This window comes from Pseudomonas sp. NY15435, from assembly GCF_048068295.1.
Classification (GTDB): domain Bacteria; phylum Pseudomonadota; class Gammaproteobacteria; order Pseudomonadales; family Pseudomonadaceae; genus Pseudomonas.
The window spans coordinates 24,145-41,095 of the sequence record NZ_JBLUQA010000012.1 but is presented as its reverse complement, the minus strand read 5'-3'; the positions used below and the strand labels follow the sequence as shown (position 1 = coordinate 41,095).

Below are 16,951 nucleotides of genomic sequence, written 5' to 3'. Positions count from 1 at the left end.
AACCGTTTTTTCGCAAGAGCATTCCATGTTCTCCATCCACGACCACTCGCTCTCCGCTTCGGGCTTCCTTGCCCGGGCCTGCGCGTGCGTCGTCGTTGCCAAGAAATCGAAGAAACAGTCGCTCATTTGACCGGGGCGCTGTCCCGTCAGATGGGCTGACAGGACACAAGGCGCAAGGTCGAACCTCTCTCCGCTTGATTCCCGCATCCCTCCCTGACGGCGACCCGACGGTCTGCCAACAGGAGTTTTTGCATGTCGAATTTTCGTGGGATCTGGGTGGCGCTGGTCACTCCCTTTCGTGATGGCGCAGTGGATTACCCGGCCCTGCAGGCGCTGGTAGCCCGCTTACTGGAGCAAGGCGTCGCAGGCTTCGTGGTCTGCGGCACCACCGGCGAGGCCGCTGCGCTCAACCATGACGAGCAGCTCGAGGTGCTCGACGCCGTGCTGCAGTGGGTGCCCGCGCAGCAGGTGGTCATGGGCCTGGCGGGCAATAACCAGCGCGAGCTGCTCGACTTCCTGCAGGATATCCAGCGTCGCCCGCTTGCCGGCGTACTGGTGCCGGCACCGTATTACATCCGTCCCTCGCAGGCCGGGCTGGAGAGTTTCTTCCGCACCGTCGCCGATGCCGCCAGCGTGCCGGTGATCCTTTACGACATCCCCTACCGCACCGGTGTGCGGATCGAGCGCGAGACGCTGCGCCGCATCGTGCGCCATCCGAACATCGCGGCGATCAAGGACTGCGGCGGCGATCCGGAAACCACCATGGCGCTGATCGCCGACGGGCAGGTAGCGGTGCTCACCGGGGAAGACCTGCAGATATTTGCCAACCTGTGCCTGGGCGGCGCCGGCGCGATCTCGGCTTCCTCCCACGTGCGCGCCGATCTCTACGTGCAGCTATGCCGGCAGATGGAGGAGGGCGATGTAATCTCCGCGCGCCAGACCTTCTATCGACTGCTGCCGTGGATGCAGGCAGCTTTCGCCGAGCCGAATCCATCGGCCGTGAAAGGAGCGCTTGCCCTGCAGGGCCTGATCGCCAACGAAGTGCGTGAGCCGATGCAGGCGTGCACGCAGGCAACGCTGGACCGACTGCGCACCGTCCTGGCGGGCCTCGCCTAGGCGCTACGGCGCCTGGACTGGACGCAAGCGTAACGCGTTACCAGAATCAAGGACGTATAACGGTAACGCGTTACGCGGATTTCAGCCCCACCTGTTGATGATCGCAGAGCCAACGCTTTGGCCCGCGCGGACATGGGGCGAGTTGCACGGCACGCACTAGACTGCCGCTACCCAACAGAAGGAGTGGCACATGGACTTCAACCACCGAGTGGTCTGGATCACCGGGGCATCTTCCGGTATTGGCGAGGCCCTGGCCCGCCTGTTGTTGCAACAGGGCGCCCACGTCATCCTTTCCGGGCGGCGCGAATCCGCGCTGAAGTCCGTCGCCGAACAGGCGCCGCAGCGCGCCCTGGTACTGCCCTTCGAAACCACTGACTATGCCGCGCTACCGCAGGTAGTCGAGCAAGCCTGGGCCTGGCACGGTCGAATCGACTGCCTGATCAACAATGCCGGCGTCAGCCAGCGCAGCCTTGCCCTGGATACCCGCTTCGAGGTTTACCGCGAGCTGATGGAGGTCGACTATCTGGCACCGGTAGCGCTGACCCAACTGCTGCTGCCGCGCCTGGTTGCCCAGGGCAGCGGACAACTGGCGGTTGTCAGCTCGGTGGCCGGCAAGGTTGGCGCTCCTCTGCGCACCGGTTACTGCGGCGCCAAGCACGCGGTGATCGGTTACTTCGAGGCCTTGCGTGCCGAAGTCGAACAGGCTCATGGCATCCGCGTCAGCGTGATCCTGCCCGGCTCGGTGCGCACTGGCGTGGCGCTCAACGCGCTGGGCGGCGACGGTGCTCGGCGCGGCCGCTCCGATGTGAATATCGACAACGGCATGCCCGCCGACGAGGCCGCCCGGCGCATCGTCGAGGGCCTGGCGGCCGGCCAGCGCAGCATAGAAGTCGCAGAGGGCACGGAGAAGCTCGCCCTGCACCTGCGCAGCGTCGATCCGGAGCGGCTGTTCACGCTCACAGCCGCCGAAGGCGCCCGCCTCGCCGAGGAGCGAGCCCGCAACGGCAGTGCCGATATCGATCCGGGAGCCGTGCAGCGCCTCGACAGCTGAGACGCTCTGGCAGAACGAAAAGCCCAGGCTCGCGCCTGGGCTTTTTTTCTTGGATGGAACCAGGTGCGGCCTCCCGCCAGCGATGCGTCGGGTCTCGACGTGAAGAGTGAGAGGAGGGCGCTTAGTCGCACACCTTTGATGCCGGTTCCGAGCGGAATCGCCCAACGGCAATTGCGCCATTGGTTATCAAGTCGGCCAACTGTTTTTCTGTGAAGTTGAAATTCTCCCGCAGCACCTCGGCCGTATCTTGGGCGAACACCGGTGGCGCCAGGCGGTAACTGGGCGGCGAGGCGGAAAACCGTGCGGGGTAGCCAAGCAGGGTGACCGCTGTGCCGTCCTGGCGGGTCAGGGTCTGCAAGAGACCACGCGCCTGTACCTGCGGGTCGGCCAGGGCCTGCTGCAGGTTGTTGATCGGGCCGCCCGGTACGCCTGCTGACTCCATGGCCGCGAGCAGATCAGCGGCGCGCCACCCGGCGATGGTCTTCGCCAGTTCCACCTCCAGTTCCCGGCGGTGTTCGCTGCGTCCGGGGTTGCGGGTGAAACGCGGATCGCTTCCGAGGTCATCGCGACCCAGCAGGCGGCACAGTGCCTGGAACTGACCATCGGAGCCGCAGGCGACAAGGATGTAGTCATCGCTGCAGGCGAAGTCGCGGTAGGGCACTACGTTGGGATGGGCATTGCCCAGTCGTTGCGGTACCTGCCCGCCGACCAGGTGGTTCATGGCCTGGTTGGCCATCAGCGATAGCTGGCTGTCGAGCAGCGCGCAGTCGATATGCTGGCCTTCGCCACTGCTGTGGCGGTGATTCAGCGCAGCGAGGATCGAAATGGTCGCGTACAGCCCGCAGAACAGGTCGCTGACCGGCAGGCCGACCTTCAATGGCCCGGCGCCCGGCTCGTCGTCACGACGCCCGGTGATGCTCATCAATCCGCTCATGCCTTGCACCAGGAAGTCATATCCGCCGCGTCCGGCGTAGGGACCTGTCTGGCCGAAACCGGTGACCGAGCAATAGATCAGCTTCGGGTTGATTGCCTTCAGGGAGGCATAGTCCAGGCCATAGCGAGCCAGGGTGCCGACCTTGTAGTTCTCCACCAGAACGTCCGCCGACGCTGCCAGGCGGCGCAGCAGTTCGGCGCCATCGGGATGACTGAAGTCCACGGCGATGGCGCGTTTGTTGCGGTTGGCGCAGAAGTAATAGGCGGCGTCCCAGGTCGGGTTGCTGTCTTCGAGGAAGGGCGGGCCCCAGGTCCGTGTGTCGTCACGCCGACTGGGGCGCTCCACCTTGATCACGTCCGCCCCCAGGTCGCCCAGAGCCTGCGTAGCCCAGGGCCCGGCAAGGACCCGCGACAGGTCGAGGACGCGCAGGCCACTTAGCGCGCCCTGTTGGGAGGTTCGGGTATTGCTCATGTTGGTCTCCAATCCATTTCGGGGCTTCAGTGCAGGTCTTTCCCACGGGTTTCCGGCATGCGCACGAAGGCCACCAGGGTGATCACCGCCATGACCGAGACATAGACCAGGAACCACTGCTCCTGGCCGCGGCTCTGCAGCCAGGTCATCAGATACGGCGTGGTACCGCCGAAGATTGCCACCACCAGGTTGTAGGGCAGGCCGATGCCCAGGGCGCGGATGTCGGTACTGAACAGCTCCGACTTGATCGCCGGGGCGATGGCTGAATAGAGCCCGTAGAGCAACAGGCCGAACAGTTCGACGGCAAGGATCGAGGCGAATGAAGCGCTCATCGAATTCACCACCGGGTACAGCAGCGCGGCATAGCCCAGGGCGAAGACGATCAGTTGCGGGCGCCGGCCTATACGGTCGGACAGCCAGCCGAACAGCGGTTGGGAAATCATGAACACCACCAGCGCCAGGCTGCTGGCCGCATAGGCGGTACCCGGCGCCACGCCGAGTGTGCGGATGGCGTGCACCGGCAGGTAGCTGACGAACAAGTAGAAGGCAAAGGCGCCCAACAGGCTGATGCCGACCAGTCGCTTCACCGCTTGCGGATGTTCGCGCCAGAGCGTGCGCAGGGGCCGCTCGACGCGCTGGCCGCGACGCTGTTCATGGTTTTTGCGGAAGGTTGCTGTCTCGTCCACGCCGTGGCGGATCCAGAAGCCGGCCAGGCTGCCCAGGCCGCCGATGAAGAAGGGAATGCGCCAGCCGTAATCGATCAGTTGCTCCTTGCTCAACCACTGGCTCAGCGACCAGGCAAGCCCTGAGGCGAACAGCAGGCCGAGAGCGATGCTGGCGAAGAAGAACCCCGAGTACAGGCCGCGCTGACTGGCCGGCGCCGATTCGGCGAGGAAGGTCGCGGCGGCGCCATACTCGCCGCCGACCGACAGGCCCTGGACCATGCGCGCCAACAGCATCAGGACCGGCGCGGCGATGCCGATGCTGGCGTAGGTGGGCATCAGGCTGATCAGCAGCGAGGGCAGCGCCATCATCAGGATGGTCAGGTTGAGCGCAGCCTTGCGCCCGGCGCGGTCGTTGAAGACGCCGATCAGCCAGCCACCCAGTGGACGCATGGCGAAGCCGATGGCGAATACCGCAAAGGTGGCGAGCAGGGCGGTGGTTTCGTTGTCCGAGGGGAAGAACTGGTGGCTGAAGTAGAGCGCGAAGGCGGTGTAGACCGTCCAGTCGAACCATTCCACGGTGTTGCCGACGCTGCCGGCAATGATGGTTCGCCAGGCGATGGGGCGGGTGCTGGTTGCCGCAGGTAGTGCGGCGCTCTGCGACCGGCTGAGGATGTGGGCCATCGGTGTTCTCCATTGTCATTGTTATGAGAAGCACGGTGCGCCGCCTCGTGGGCGGCACGGATCAGGCGACGGGCAGGTGCCGACGAAGGAAATCCAGGCTGTCGCCGGCTTCCTGGAGCGCTGCACGGCCAACCACCGGCTGCCAGTACGCCTCGCTGCCGAAGTCCGACCGCCAGGCGTAGAGGCGCCGGGTGTAGAGCTGCAGCTCGCATTCCTCGGTGACGCCGATGGCGCCGAAGACTCCATGGGCAATGCTGCAGATGCGTACCGCGGCGCTCGCGCAACGGGCCTTGGCCACGGCCGCCGGGATGCTTTGCGGCCAGTTCGGCCCGCGCAGCGCCAGTTGCGCGGCCATGCGCGCGGCGAAGACTTCCTCGGCGAGTACGCTGATCTGCTGCTGGACGGCCTGGAATGTCCCCACCGGCTTGCCGAACTGCTGGCGGGTATTGGCGTAGTCCAGGGTCAGTTGCAGCACCCGTTCGGCCGCACCGGCAATCAGCGCAGCACTGAAGGCGGCGCCCAGGGCACGCCAGTCCCGATCTGAAGGAAGCTGTTGGGCGGCATCGGCAGCGTCGGGCCAGAAGAGTTCCTCGGTGGCGCTGGCGTGGACGCCGTCCGCGCGGCGTTGTGCGCAGTCCACCGGTAGTAGCCAGGCACCTTCTGGCAGCGCCGCGAGGACCCAGCGCGATTGGGCGGCAAACGGCACGCGATGGCAGCGCAGGCCCTGGTCATCGCGCTCCCCACTGGCCAGAGCGATAGGGCCTTCAGGCAGCGCGAGCCCGGCTTCGGCCAGAGCCCGGCGCACCCACCAGGTGCTGGCAATGGGCAGTGGCAGGGCCGCATTCCCAGCGGCGAAGAGCAGATGGCAGGCGGTTTCCGCGTTTGCCGCCGCGCCGCCGAGCTCTTCAGGCAGCAGCAGGTCGGCGAAGCCGTGTTCGGCCAGGGAGCGCCACAGCGCGTCGTCGGGCTCGCCGAGGTCAATACGGCGCACGCGCTCGGCGGTGACTTCGCCTTCCAGCCACTGGCCGAAGGCGTCGAGTATCAGGTTGTCGAGGCTCATGGGGTTTCCTATCGCAAGCCAAGGCCGCGGGCGACTACGCCGCGGAGGATTTCGCGGGTGCCGCCGCGCAGGGAGAACACCGGGGCCATGCATTCCAGGTAGGCGAGGGTGCGTTGCAACAGCGGCGGGACGGCCGCGCCTTCCACGGCGCCGAGCAGGTCGCCCAGCAGCGTCGGAATGGATTGCTCGAAGCTGGTACCCAGGTCCTTGACCAGCGCGGCTTCCACCACCGGGCTGCGGCCGTCTGCCAGTTGCGCGGCGAGGCTGACCGACAGTGCACGCAGCACCATCAGCTCGCTCAGCAGTTGTCCCAGCAGGCGCTCCTGGCCCGCTTGCGGCCGGTCACGCAGCCAGCTGAGCCAGGCGTCGAGGAGGGCGATGCTGGAGTAGATGCGCTCCGGCCCGCTGCGCTCGAAGGCCAGCTCCGCAGTGACCTGCTTCCAGCCTTCGCCTTCTTCACCGACCAGTGCTTGGGCCGGCAACTGCACGTTGTCGAAGAACACCTCGCAGAAATGCTCGGCCCCGGTGAGGTCGCGAATCGGGCGGATGCTCACGCCGGGCAGTGACAGGTCGACCAATACCTGGGACAGCCCGCGATGGCGATCCTGGGGGCTGCCGGAGGTGCGCACCAGGGCGATCATGTAGTGACTGTGCTGGGCGTAGGTAGTCCAGATTTTCTGACCATTGAGCAACCAGCCGCCGGCATTGGGTTCGGCGCGGGTGCGCACGCTGGCCAGGTCCGAGCCGGAGTTCGGCTCGCTCATGCCGATGCAGAAGAACTGCTCGCCCCGGCAGATCGCTGGGAGGTGCAGGCGTTTCTGTTCCTCGCTGCCGAAACGCAGCAGCAGCGGGCCGCTCTGGCGGTCGGCAATCCAGTGCGCCGCCACTGGCGCACCGGCGCAGAGCAATTCTTCCACCACGACGAAACGTGCCAGCGGGTCGAGGCCGGCGCCACCGTATTCGCTCGGCAGGGTCAGGCCGACCCAGCCGCGCTCGGCGAGGGCACGGCTGAAGTCGGCATCAAAGCCTTGCCAGCTGCGCGCACGCAGATCGGTCGGATAGTCCCGCAGGCGCTCGGCGAGGAAGCTGCGCAGCTCCTCGCGCAAGGCCTCGTGCCGCGCCGGTAGTGCGCGGAAATCGAGGGCTTCAAGCATCAGCCGGCGCTCCGCTCGGGGCGACCGGCGAGCAGGCGCTTGACCTGGTACTCCATCACCGTTTCCTCGCGCTGGTTGAGTATGAAGACGCGGGAGGTGACCACAGCGCGATTGTGCTTGGAGGTCGGGCGGACTTCCTCGATCTCCACCACGGCTTCCAGGGTGTCGCCTACGACCACCGGGCCTTTCACGCTCTTGTGCAGTTCCAGCAGGGCAAGGCCGGTGCCTTGCAGCATGGTCTGCATGAGGATGCCTTCGATCAGGCTGTAGCTCAGCGCAGCCGGCACCGGGCGACCCTGGATCGCGCCGTTGAAGGTGCTGTCGATGAAGATGACTTCGGTCTGCCCGGTGACGCCGACGAAACCGATCAGGTCAGCCTCGGTGACGGTCCGGCGGTAAGTGCGGAAGCGCTGGCCCGCTTCGATTTCCTGCCAGTAGTAGCCTTGCCCGAGGGCGATTTCGTTGTGTGCCATGCACCACTCTCCTGTTGGGATTGTTGTCGTCGAGTGGGGTCAGGCTATGGTCAGCGTTCGTACTCATCCAATATTATTTGAATAACGATTGATACATATGGAGTATCAGTATGGAGCTGCGCCAGATTCATCAGTTCCTCGCCCTTGCGGAGACCCTGAATTTCCGCGAGGCAGCGGAGCGCCTGCACATGTCCCAGCCGCCGCTGTCGGTGTCGATCCGCAAGCTGGAGGAGGAGATTGGTTTGCCGCTCTTCGAGCGCACTACGCGCCAGGTGGCTCTCACCGAGGCAGGCCAGGCGGTGCTGCCGGAGCTTCGCAAGGCGCTCTTGCATCTGCAGCAGGCGCGGCGCTATGCACTGGAGGCGGGAGCAGGCGAGCGCGGGCAACTGACACTGGGGTCGGTGGGGTCGGCGACGCTTTCGTTGATTCCACGGCTGATCCCGGAGTTCCGCCGGCGCTATCCGGGCATTGCCCTGGAGCTGCGCGAGCTGCCATCCAGCGGGGTGCTGGAGCTGGTGGAGAGCGGTGGCGCTGATGTCGGTCTGGTGCGCTTCCCGCTGCCGCAGCCGACGGCGCTCAAGCTGATCCCGCTGGTGTGGGAGCCGATGATGCTGGTCGTGCCGCAGGACAGCCCGCTGGCCCTGAGTGGGCGCCGTCGCGTGCACCTGGCGGAGGTCGCCGAGCAGCCGCTGATCGACTATCCGCACACCGAAGGCCTGCACTACGTGCTGCTGCAACTCTGCCAGGCGGCAGGCTTCGTGCCGCAGTTGGTGCATTCCACCACGCAGGTGCAGGCTGCCATCAGCCTGGTGGCCTGCGGTTTGGGCGTGGCGCTGGTGCCGGCGCTGCACGCGCAGAGCTCTTCGGCGCCGGTATGCTTCCTGGAGCTGGAGACGCCGCACCAGGAGCGCACCGTTGCGCTCGCCCTGGTCTACAACCCGGAGAACGAAAGCCGCGTCGTGCGTCAGTTTCGCGATGTGGCGGTGGAGTTGCTGGCGGTGGCCAGCGCATAACCGGGGAGGGGCTTCCAGCCGCCAATGGGCGGCCGGAAGCGAGGTGGTATCAGGGAGTGACCACGTTGAACTGCGGGGTGAAGCTGTCCATCATCCCAAGGAGCTGACCCAGTCTTGCGCCTTCGCCGTCGAGCTTGATGTCGCCCTGCTTGATGGCAGTGGGGAAGTCGAGCTGGCGCAGGCTGATGCGGTCCAGGGTTGCCTTGCTGAGCTTGACTGTCACATCCGCCTTGGCCGCAAGCTGATTGTTACGGTGAGTCAGCACGCCGTTGCGCAAGGTCACAGCGTAGTTCTCGTGCAGGTCATCGAACACCCAGTTCATCACCATGTCATGACCCTGGGCGCGGTCGCTGTCCAGGCGCACGGCCAGATAGTCGAAGAACATGCTCGGCGACATGGCTTTGACCAGGTCCGAGCGAACCGAGCCTGTTCCCGCCGCAGGAACGCCATTGCGCAGTTCCATGGCGGCGGTCAGATACATATTGCGCCAGAGAGCGTTCTCGGCCTGGTAGCCCAACTGCTCCAGCGCGTCAGCCTGCAGTTGCTTGGCGCTCTGGTTTTCCGGTTGCGCGAACACCAGGTTGTTGCCCAGCGTGGCGGCCCAGCGGTAGTCGCCCTTGTCGATGCCGGCTTTCATCAGTTTGAGGACGGCATCGGCGCCGCCGAGCGCTTCGACATAATGCTGGCCCAGTTCAACGGGCGGCAGTGGGTTGAGATTCGCCGGGTTGCCATCGTAGTAGCCGAGGTAGCGCTGATAGACCGCGCGGGAGTTGTGGCTCAGCGAGCCATAGTAGCCGCGGGTGTACCACTTGTTCTCGAGGTTACCGGGAAGACGCTCCATCTTCTGGGCGATTTCTGCTGGCGTCAGGCCCTGGTTCATCAGGTGCAGGGCGCGTGAGTCAAGGAAGGCATACATGTCTCGCTGGTCAGCGAGGAAGGTCTGGATGCGCTGGGCTCCCCAGGTCGGCCAATTGTGCGAGACGAACATGACGTCGGTCTTGTCGCCGTAACGCTGCAGGCTGTCGTCAATGTACTCGGCCCAGGCCTTGGCATCACGGACCAGTGCTCCGCGCGGGGTCAACACGTTGTGCATCATCTGTGTCGTGTTCTCGGACATGCACAGAGCGCGCATCTGCGGGAAGAAGAAGTTCATTTCCGCCGGGGCCTCAGTGCCTGGCGTCAGCTGAAACTCCACCTGTACACCTGCTATCTCGTGAGTCTCGAAGGTGTTTCTGATCAGGTCGGTCGGTGCAATCAGGGTCAGGGTGCCCCCGGCGGGCACCACCTTGCCCATGCCGCCATCGACCTGCCCGCGATCTCCTGCCGGCAGCAGGGTGCCGAACTGGAATTGCGCGCGACGCATCATCGCGTTGCCGGCCAGGATGTTCTCGCTGACCGCGTGCTCCATGAACCCGGACGGCGCATAGATCTTTACCTTGCCGCTCTTCACGTCAGCCTCGTCAACTACCCCGCGCACGCCGCCGAAATGGTCGGCATGGCTGTGGCTGTAGGCGACGGCCACTACGGGTTTATGAGGGCGGTGCTGGTAGTACAACTCCAGCGCCGTGCGGGCTGTCTCCTCGGTGGTGAGCGGATCGATGACGAACAGGCCGCTTTCACCTTCCACGATTGTCATGTTCGACACATCCATGCCACGCAGCTGGTAGATGTGTTCGGCCACCTGGAACAAACCGGCATGGTTATTCAGCTGTGCCAGGCGCCAGAGACTGGGATTGACCGTGTCGGGAGCCTTGTCCGCGCTGAGGAAGCCATACGGCTGGGTATCCCATACCACGCTCCCGGCAGAGTTCTTGATCTGCCCCTGGAAAGGCGCGATCAACCCACGGGTCACGGACTCGTAGTCGTCTCGATCGCTGAACGGCAGGGCCTTGAGGACATCGGCATTCTTTGCCGCTGTGATGGCGCTGGCGGGCTGGGCAGAGGGCGCGGCGAGCAGCGGTTGACTCAGGCCGGCGGCAAGTGCACCGGTCAGGCAGAAGTGAAGCAGCGAAAGGTGTTTCACGGGAACTCCTTGGTCTTGTCGTTTTCGTCAGGCTCATGACCGCTCAGGGACATAGGGCGGCGGTGCTCTGTGCTTGCGACGCATTTGAGCGGGGGACCGGGGGGCTGCCAATCACCTGACCGGGTGAATTCGGCCAGCAAGGGCGTGGGGGAAAGGGCAGGGCACGTTACCGGCGGTATCGCCCCAGGGGGATGGTCGTACGGCAATGTGCCGAAGTGAGGCCGCATGATGGAGGCTGTAGAGCGCGTATCACCCGCGCGGGTGATCACGAAAATCACCTGATCGGGCGGTTTTTGCTCTTCCTGAGCGCTGCCAGCATGCGCACTCCAACACACCGTTCACTTGGAGTACCGCATGCCAACAATAACAATGCGCGGACACTTTCGACCGCAGGCGCTGGCCCTGGCCATCGCCCTGGCGAGCGCACCCTGCGCATACGCCGTCAACTTCAATATCGGGGAGATCGAGGGGCAGCTGGATTCGTCGCTGTCACTGGGCATGAGCTGGGCGTTGAGCAACCCGGACCCGAAGTTCATCTCCAACTACAACGTGGTCGGCGCCAAGGGCAAGGCGGCCTCGCGTACCGCGGATGACGGGCGATTGAACTTCAGCAAGGGCGATGTGTTCTCGAAGATTTTCAAGGGCACCCACGACCTGGAGCTCAAGTACGGTGATTCCGGCGCCTTCCTGCGCGGCAAGTACTGGTACGACTTCAAGCTCAAGGACGAGGACCTGCGTTACTACAACATCGACGACCATGGCCGCGACCAGTCGGCCAAGGCCTCGGGCGGCGAATTCCTCGACGCATTCGTGTACCACAACTACCAACTGGGCGACCTGCAGGGCAACGTGCGTCTGGGCAAGCAGGTGGTGAGCTGGGGCGAGAGCACCTTCATTCCTAACTCGATCAACTCGATCAACCCGGTGGACGTCTCGGCCCTGCGCCGCCCCGGCGCCGAAGTAAAGGAAGCGCTGGTGCCCGTGCAGCTGTTGTACCTGTCCCAGGGCCTGAGCGAAAACGTCACCGCCGAGGCCTTCTACCAGATCAAGTGGGACAAGACGGTGACCGAGAACTGCGGCACCTTCTTCTCCGTGGACGCCGTGGCCAAGGGTTGCGACGACCGCCTGGTCATCGCCGGCCCTGACTTTGCACCCAATGACCCGCGCGGCAACGCCGGCACCATCCTGGATGTCGCCGGGAACCGCGCCAACGCCTACATTCCTCGCGGCGAAGATCACGAGCCGGGCGATTCCGGGCAGTTCGGCCTGGCCATGCGCTGGTTCCTGCCGGACTTCAACGACACTGAGGTCGGCGCCTATGTGATGAACTATCACAGTCGCAACCCGTTCCTGAGCTTCACCCGCACCACTTTTGCCGGCGCTTCCAACGCGCTGACCACGGCCAGTCGAGTACGCAACGCCAGATACTTCGTCGACTACCCCGAAGACATCCGCCTGTACGGCTTGAGCTTCCAGACCAACCTGGGCGGCGTGGCGCTCAACGGCGAGATCAGCTACCGGCCGAACATGCCCATGCAGATCAACACCGGCGACCTGAACCTCGCGGCGGTCAACCAGGTGGGGCGAGTCAACGGCGTGACGACCGCCGTATCGCCGGTCTTCGTCGACGGCCAGGCGGTCAACGCCCCGGGCGCGGCGATCGAAGGCTACAAGCGCATGCCGTTCACCCAGGCACAGATCAGCGCCACGCAGTTCTTCGATCAGGTATTGGGTGCCGAGCGCCTGACCCTGGTGGGCGAAGTGGGCTACGACCACATCAGCGGCATCGGCGATTCGGTAGGCGACCTGCGCTTCGGCCGCAGCCCGACCTTTGGCGCCGGCGAACTGGTCGACCAGTCGGTCTGCGTCGGCACCGCCGCCGGCACTGCGACGGCGAGCAACCCGCAGCAGGAATGCAACGGCCATGGTTTCTACACCACCAGTTCGTGGGGCTACCGCGTGCGCGGTGTTCTCGACTACCCGAACGTCATCGCGGGCATCAACTTCAAGCCGAACATGGCCTGGTCGCAGGACGTCAATGGCACCGGGCCGAGCTTCGAGAAGGGCACCAAGGCGATCAGCCTGGGGCTGGATGCGGACTACCGGAATACCTACTCGGCGAGCCTGAGTTACACCAACTACTTCGGTGGCGATTACAACACCATGACCGACCGCGACTACATGTCAGTCAGCGTCGGCATGAACTTCTGAGCAGGTGGACAGCATGTACATGATGAATTTGATGAAAGGTACGATCCTTGGCCTGAGCTTGCTGGCAAGTTCGGTACACGCCGCTGTTTCATCCGAAGAAGCGGCCAAGCTCGGTACCACCTTGACGCCCTTGGGCGGCGAGAAAGCCGGCAACGCCGACGGCAGCATCCCGGCCTGGAACGGCGGCCTGAAGCCGGGCGCGGCAGCGGTGGAGAATGGTTTCCTCGGCGACCCGTTCCCCGACGACAAGCCTCTGCTGGTGATCACTGCCGCAACGGCGGAGAAGTACAAGGACAAGCTCAGCAACGGCCAGATGGCCATGTTCAAGCGCTATCCGGATACCTACCGCATTCCGGTGTACGTGACTCGCCGCACCGCCTCCAGCCCACAGTCGATCTACGACGCAGCGAAGGTCAGCGCGCTGAATACCGAGGAAGTGGATAGCGGAAACGGCCTGGCCAATTTCAAGGGGCGTAACTACGCCTTTCCGATTCCCAAGAATGGCGTAGAAGTCGTCTGGAACCACCTGACGCGCTACCGCGGCCCCAACCAGCGTCGCCTGAGCGCACAAGCCACACCGCAAACCAATGGTTCGTTCACGGCGGTGGAGTTCGAGGAGGACCTGGGCTATCCGCAACTGCTCAAGGATGCCGATCCGAAGCAGACCGAGAACGTGCTCTTCTTCTATAAGCAGCGGGTCACTGCTCCGGCCCGCCTGGCGGGTAACGTGCTACTGGTCCACGAGACCATCGACCAGGTCAAGGAACCGCGCCTGGCGTGGGTCTACAACGCCGGCCAACGCCGCGTCCGCCGGGCTCCCCAGGTGGCCTATGACGGCCCCGGCACTGCCGCCGACGGTCTTCGCACCTCCGATGACTCGGATATGTACAACGGCGCGCCGGACCGCTACGACTGGAAGCTGGTGGGCAAGAAGGAGATGTACGTCCCCTACAACAACTATCGGCTGTGGTCGCCCAAGCTCAAGTACGCCGACATACTCAAGGCCGGCCACGTCAATCCCGACCTGACGCGCTACGAGCTGCACCGTGTCTGGGAAGTGGTCGCCACCCTGAAACCGAACCAGCGGCACATCTACGCCACCCGTCGCTTCTACTTCGACGAGGACACCTGGCAGGCCGTCGAATCCGAAGCCTATGACGGGCGCGGCCAGCTGTGGCGCGTCGGCGAAGGTTTCGCGGTGAACGACTACCAGCAAGGCACGGCGGTCTACGCGGTGAATGCCCTGAATGACCTGATCGCCGGCCGCTACCTGACGATGGCGATGATCAACGAGTCGCGGCGTGGCATCGATTACACCGCGCAGCCGAGCATGACCGACTTCACCCCTGCGGCCCTGCGCAACGCCGGTATCCGCTGAAACCCATCGGCGCCACTCCCTGTGAGCGGCGCCTCGTTCGGGCTAGTCCTGTGGCTAGTCCGAATGACCGATTGTGACCCCGCGCCCGCGAATGTTCTGCTGACACCCGACGAAGACAAAAAACAACGAAAACGGGTGTCGTCATGTCCAGTTTGACCGCCATCGCCACCGGCACACCGAGGCCCATGCCGGTCTCGCAGTTACCGCGCGAGCATCTGTTGCAAGCCCTGCTGGAGTTTCCCCGGCGTCTGAGCCTGCTGTGCGCCCCGGCCGGATACGGCAAGAGTTCGTTGGCCCGCGCCACGCTGGATCGCCTGCCGTCCAGCTGCGCACGCGTATGGCTGGAGTTCTCCGGCCAGCCTCTGAACCTGGCCACCGCCTGCGCACTGATCGCCAGCGGGCTGGGCCTGCCGGATAGCGATGCGCTGAGCGTGTCGTTGGCCCTGCAATTGCGCCGGCAGCCGGTGTGGCTGGTGCTGGATGACTACCCGCAAGACCCCGACCCTGAATTGGATGCCTGGCTTCAACGACTTCTCGGCATGATCGAGGCTCCGTTGCACCTGCTGGTCAGTTGCCGCCAGCGGCCAGCCTGGAACCTCTCCAGGCTGCTGCTCGAGGAGCGACTGTGTGAGCTGGGAACCGCGCGCCTGGCCTTCACCCGCGATGAAAGCGATGAGCTTGCCAGTGCCCATGGCTACGACCAGGACTGCCGAGATCGCTTGTGGGAAGCCACCCAGGGCTGGTGCGCGGGCGGGCGGCTACTACTGAGCGCGCGTGATGGTGTGCATGCTCCGGGCGAGGTGGCGTCCTGGCTGCGCTCGTACCTGACGCAAGAGGTGCTGGGCCGCCTGGGCAGCGAAGCCGGCGCGGTGCTCTGTGGCCTGGCGCATCTGCCGCGCTTCAACCGGGAGGTTTGCGCCAGTCTTTGGGAGGAGCAGGGGGGCGCGATCTTCGATTACCTGCTGCACGGCCAGGGATTCTTTCTCGCGCTGGACTCCGATGCCAGTTGCTTCAGTTTGCCGCCCTTGGTGGCCAAGGCCTTGCAGGGCCACCTGCAGGGCCCGCCGCTGAACCGGTTACGCCTGCGCGCCTGCAGCGTGTTGAGTCAGGTCGGCTGGCTCGATGAGGCTATCGAAATGGCACTCAGTGCCGGCCAGCCGGAGGTCGCCGCCAGCTACATGGATCGCCTGGACATGGACTGGTTGTTCGCGGGCAGTCACCTGCGTTTGTTGCTGGAGTGGCGCAAAAAGCTGCCCGCCGCGCTGATGGAGAGCACGCCACGACTGATATGCCTGAACGCCCGCGCGTTGCTGTTCAGCTGGCGGCTGGACGAGGCCGAGGCCTGTATCGACCGGTTGGGGGATTTCCTGCCCCAGCCGCAGGCCGCGCGCAATCGCCGCCTCCTGGCCAACTGGCTGGCATTACGCGGGGCCCTGGATGGCATGCGCGGGTGCGCAGAGCTGGCACGCCAGCGGTGCGCCGCTGCGCTGCCAGACCTGGAGGCGAGGGACTGGCGCTCGGTAATACTCTGCCAAACTACCCTTGCGCGGCTGGACATGGTCGGCGGCCAGCCGCAGGCGGCACGACGCACGTTGCAGAGCGCGCTGGAATTGGCTCGCCGCCAGGGCTGCCTGGCCAGCGAGGTGCTGCTCGATTGCGACCGCATCCGCCTGGCACTGCTCGGAGGCGAAGTAGGGCAGGCGCAGGCATTGTTGGATGCTTGTCTTGAGCGAGTGACAGCAGTTGGTTCGGAACATGCCTTGTTGAACGGCCGGCTGGCCTTCCTGCGCGGTGAACTGCTCCTGCTGCAAGGTGATCCGGAACATGCCGTGGCTGCCTTGCAGAATGGATTGACGCAGGCGCGCGCCTGCGGTGATCCCTATATCCTGCATGGCTTCCTGGGGCTGGCCGAAGTGACATCCCGCGCTGGTGACCCAATGGGGGCCGAGCGCTTCGTAGAGACTGCCGAGCGCTGTATGCATCGATGGCGAATACAGCCGGTCTGCTACGTGCTGCCGTTGCAAAGCTTGCGTTTGCGCCTGCTTGCCCGGCAGGGCGATTGGCGGCGCTTGCGGGAGGAGGGCAGTGGACTGCTGGCGGACCTCATCGTGCCGCCGTTGCACACGCCCTCGTTGCCGCAGCGGCTGCGTTACCTCCTGGCCCTGGCAACGGCTGGCTGTGGCGAAGTCGATGAGGCGCGTGAATGCCTGAACGCCTTGCAGGGCGAATGCCTGCGCCTGGAATTCGGCGGGCTGGCCCGCGAGGCAGGGCACGCGCTGGAGCGCATCGATGCGGGCCTAGGGGCAGAGCATTTGCCCGGTCTGTTGCAGACGGCTGCGGCCAAAGAGGCGCAAGCCTGCGAGCACGGCCTCACTCCTCGCGAAGTGGCCGTGCTGCGGCTGCTGGCCGAGGGGCTGTCGAACCAGGAGATTGGCGATAGCCTGTTCATCTCGCTGAACACGGTGAAGACCCACACCAAGAAGATCAACACCAAGCTCGGTGTGTGCCGGCGCACGCAGGCTATCGTTCGCGCCAAGTCATTGGGGTTGCTGAGTTGAACCGGCGTACGGCCCATTGCACTGCTGTCCCACCGGCATCCACGTACATCGGCAAGCGGTTATAACCCAGAACGTGCCCTCAGGTTGGTGATGAGCTGACCAATGCCCCTTTGTCGGGATGCAGCGGGCACCTTTTGTCCCGCATGGATGGTTAAACAGGGCG

12 protein-coding genes are annotated in these 16,951 nt (G+C 64.8%); 6 read left to right on the top strand and 6 right to left on the bottom strand.

Annotated features, from left to right (window positions below; translation table 11 throughout):
* Positions 1-252: 252 nt before the first annotated feature.
* Together dapA and ACNFH5_RS24315 are read left to right on the top strand one after the other, a co-directional pair.
* Positions 253-1,116, top strand: a complete 864-nt coding sequence (dapA, locus tag ACNFH5_RS24320; RefSeq protein ID WP_416750430.1) for a 4-hydroxy-tetrahydrodipicolinate synthase — start codon at positions 253-255, stop codon at positions 1,114-1,116.
* A 190-nt stretch (positions 1,117-1,306) separates the two neighbouring features.
* On the top strand, positions 1,307-2,167 hold the full coding sequence (locus ACNFH5_RS24315; protein WP_416750428.1) for an SDR family NAD(P)-dependent oxidoreductase: 861 nt from the start codon (positions 1,307-1,309) through the stop codon (positions 2,165-2,167).
* A 121-nt stretch (positions 2,168-2,288) separates the two neighbouring features.
* Here ACNFH5_RS24315 and ACNFH5_RS24310 read toward each other — a convergent pair whose 3' ends face one another.
* The 5 genes from ACNFH5_RS24310 to ACNFH5_RS24290 all read right to left on the bottom strand — a co-directional run bounded on the left by ACNFH5_RS24310 (position 2,289) and on the right by ACNFH5_RS24290 (position 7,605).
* Positions 2,289-3,572: a CaiB/BaiF CoA transferase family protein gene (locus ACNFH5_RS24310; RefSeq protein ID WP_416750426.1), complete on the bottom strand. Its 1,284-nt coding sequence runs from the start codon at positions 3,570-3,572 to the stop codon at positions 2,289-2,291.
* Positions 3,573-3,598: 26 nt separating this feature from the next.
* On the bottom strand, positions 3,599-4,918 hold the full coding sequence (locus ACNFH5_RS24305) for an MFS transporter (protein ID WP_416750424.1): 1,320 nt from the start codon (positions 4,916-4,918) through the stop codon (positions 3,599-3,601).
* 61 nt (positions 4,919-4,979) lie between these two features.
* Positions 4,980-5,978 carry an acyl-CoA dehydrogenase family protein gene (locus ACNFH5_RS24300; protein WP_416750422.1) on the bottom strand — a complete coding sequence of 333 codons (999 nt, stop codon included), beginning with the start codon at positions 5,976-5,978 and terminating at the stop codon, positions 4,980-4,982.
* 8 nt (positions 5,979-5,986) lie between these two features.
* Entirely contained in the window at positions 5,987-7,135 is a 1,149-nt protein-coding gene (locus ACNFH5_RS24295) for an acyl-CoA dehydrogenase family protein (RefSeq protein WP_416750720.1), read from the bottom strand.
* Entirely contained in the window at positions 7,132-7,605 is a 474-nt protein-coding gene (locus ACNFH5_RS24290; RefSeq protein ID WP_416750420.1) for a MaoC family dehydratase, read from the bottom strand. Before ACNFH5_RS24290 ends, ACNFH5_RS24295 begins: the two co-directional genes overlap by 4 nt.
* A 110-nt stretch (positions 7,606-7,715) precedes the next feature.
* Here ACNFH5_RS24290 and ACNFH5_RS24285 point away from each other — a divergent pair, with 110 nt between their 5' ends.
* Entirely contained in the window at positions 7,716-8,618 is a 903-nt protein-coding gene (locus ACNFH5_RS24285; RefSeq protein WP_416750418.1) for a LysR family transcriptional regulator, read from the top strand.
* A 49-nt stretch (positions 8,619-8,667) separates the two neighbouring features.
* Here ACNFH5_RS24285 and ACNFH5_RS24280 read toward each other — a convergent pair whose 3' ends face one another.
* Entirely contained in the window at positions 8,668-10,641 is a 1,974-nt protein-coding gene (locus tag ACNFH5_RS24280) for an alkyl/aryl-sulfatase (RefSeq protein WP_416750416.1), read from the bottom strand.
* 354 nt (positions 10,642-10,995) lie between these two features.
* Here ACNFH5_RS24280 and ACNFH5_RS24275 point away from each other — a divergent pair, with 354 nt between their 5' ends.
* The 3 genes from ACNFH5_RS24275 to ACNFH5_RS24265 all read left to right on the top strand — a co-directional run bounded on the left by ACNFH5_RS24275 (position 10,996) and on the right by ACNFH5_RS24265 (position 16,788).
* On the top strand, positions 10,996-12,852 hold the full coding sequence (locus ACNFH5_RS24275; protein WP_416750414.1) for a DUF1302 domain-containing protein: 1,857 nt from the start codon (positions 10,996-10,998) through the stop codon (positions 12,850-12,852).
* 13 nt (positions 12,853-12,865) lie between these two features.
* Entirely contained in the window at positions 12,866-14,230 is a 1,365-nt protein-coding gene (locus ACNFH5_RS24270; RefSeq protein WP_416750412.1) for a DUF1329 domain-containing protein, read from the top strand.
* 185 nt (positions 14,231-14,415) lie between these two features.
* On the top strand, positions 14,416-16,788 hold the full coding sequence (locus ACNFH5_RS24265; protein ID WP_416750410.1) for a LuxR C-terminal-related transcriptional regulator: 2,373 nt from the start codon (positions 14,416-14,418) through the stop codon (positions 16,786-16,788).
* The last annotated feature ends 163 nt before the right edge of the window (positions 16,789-16,951 follow it).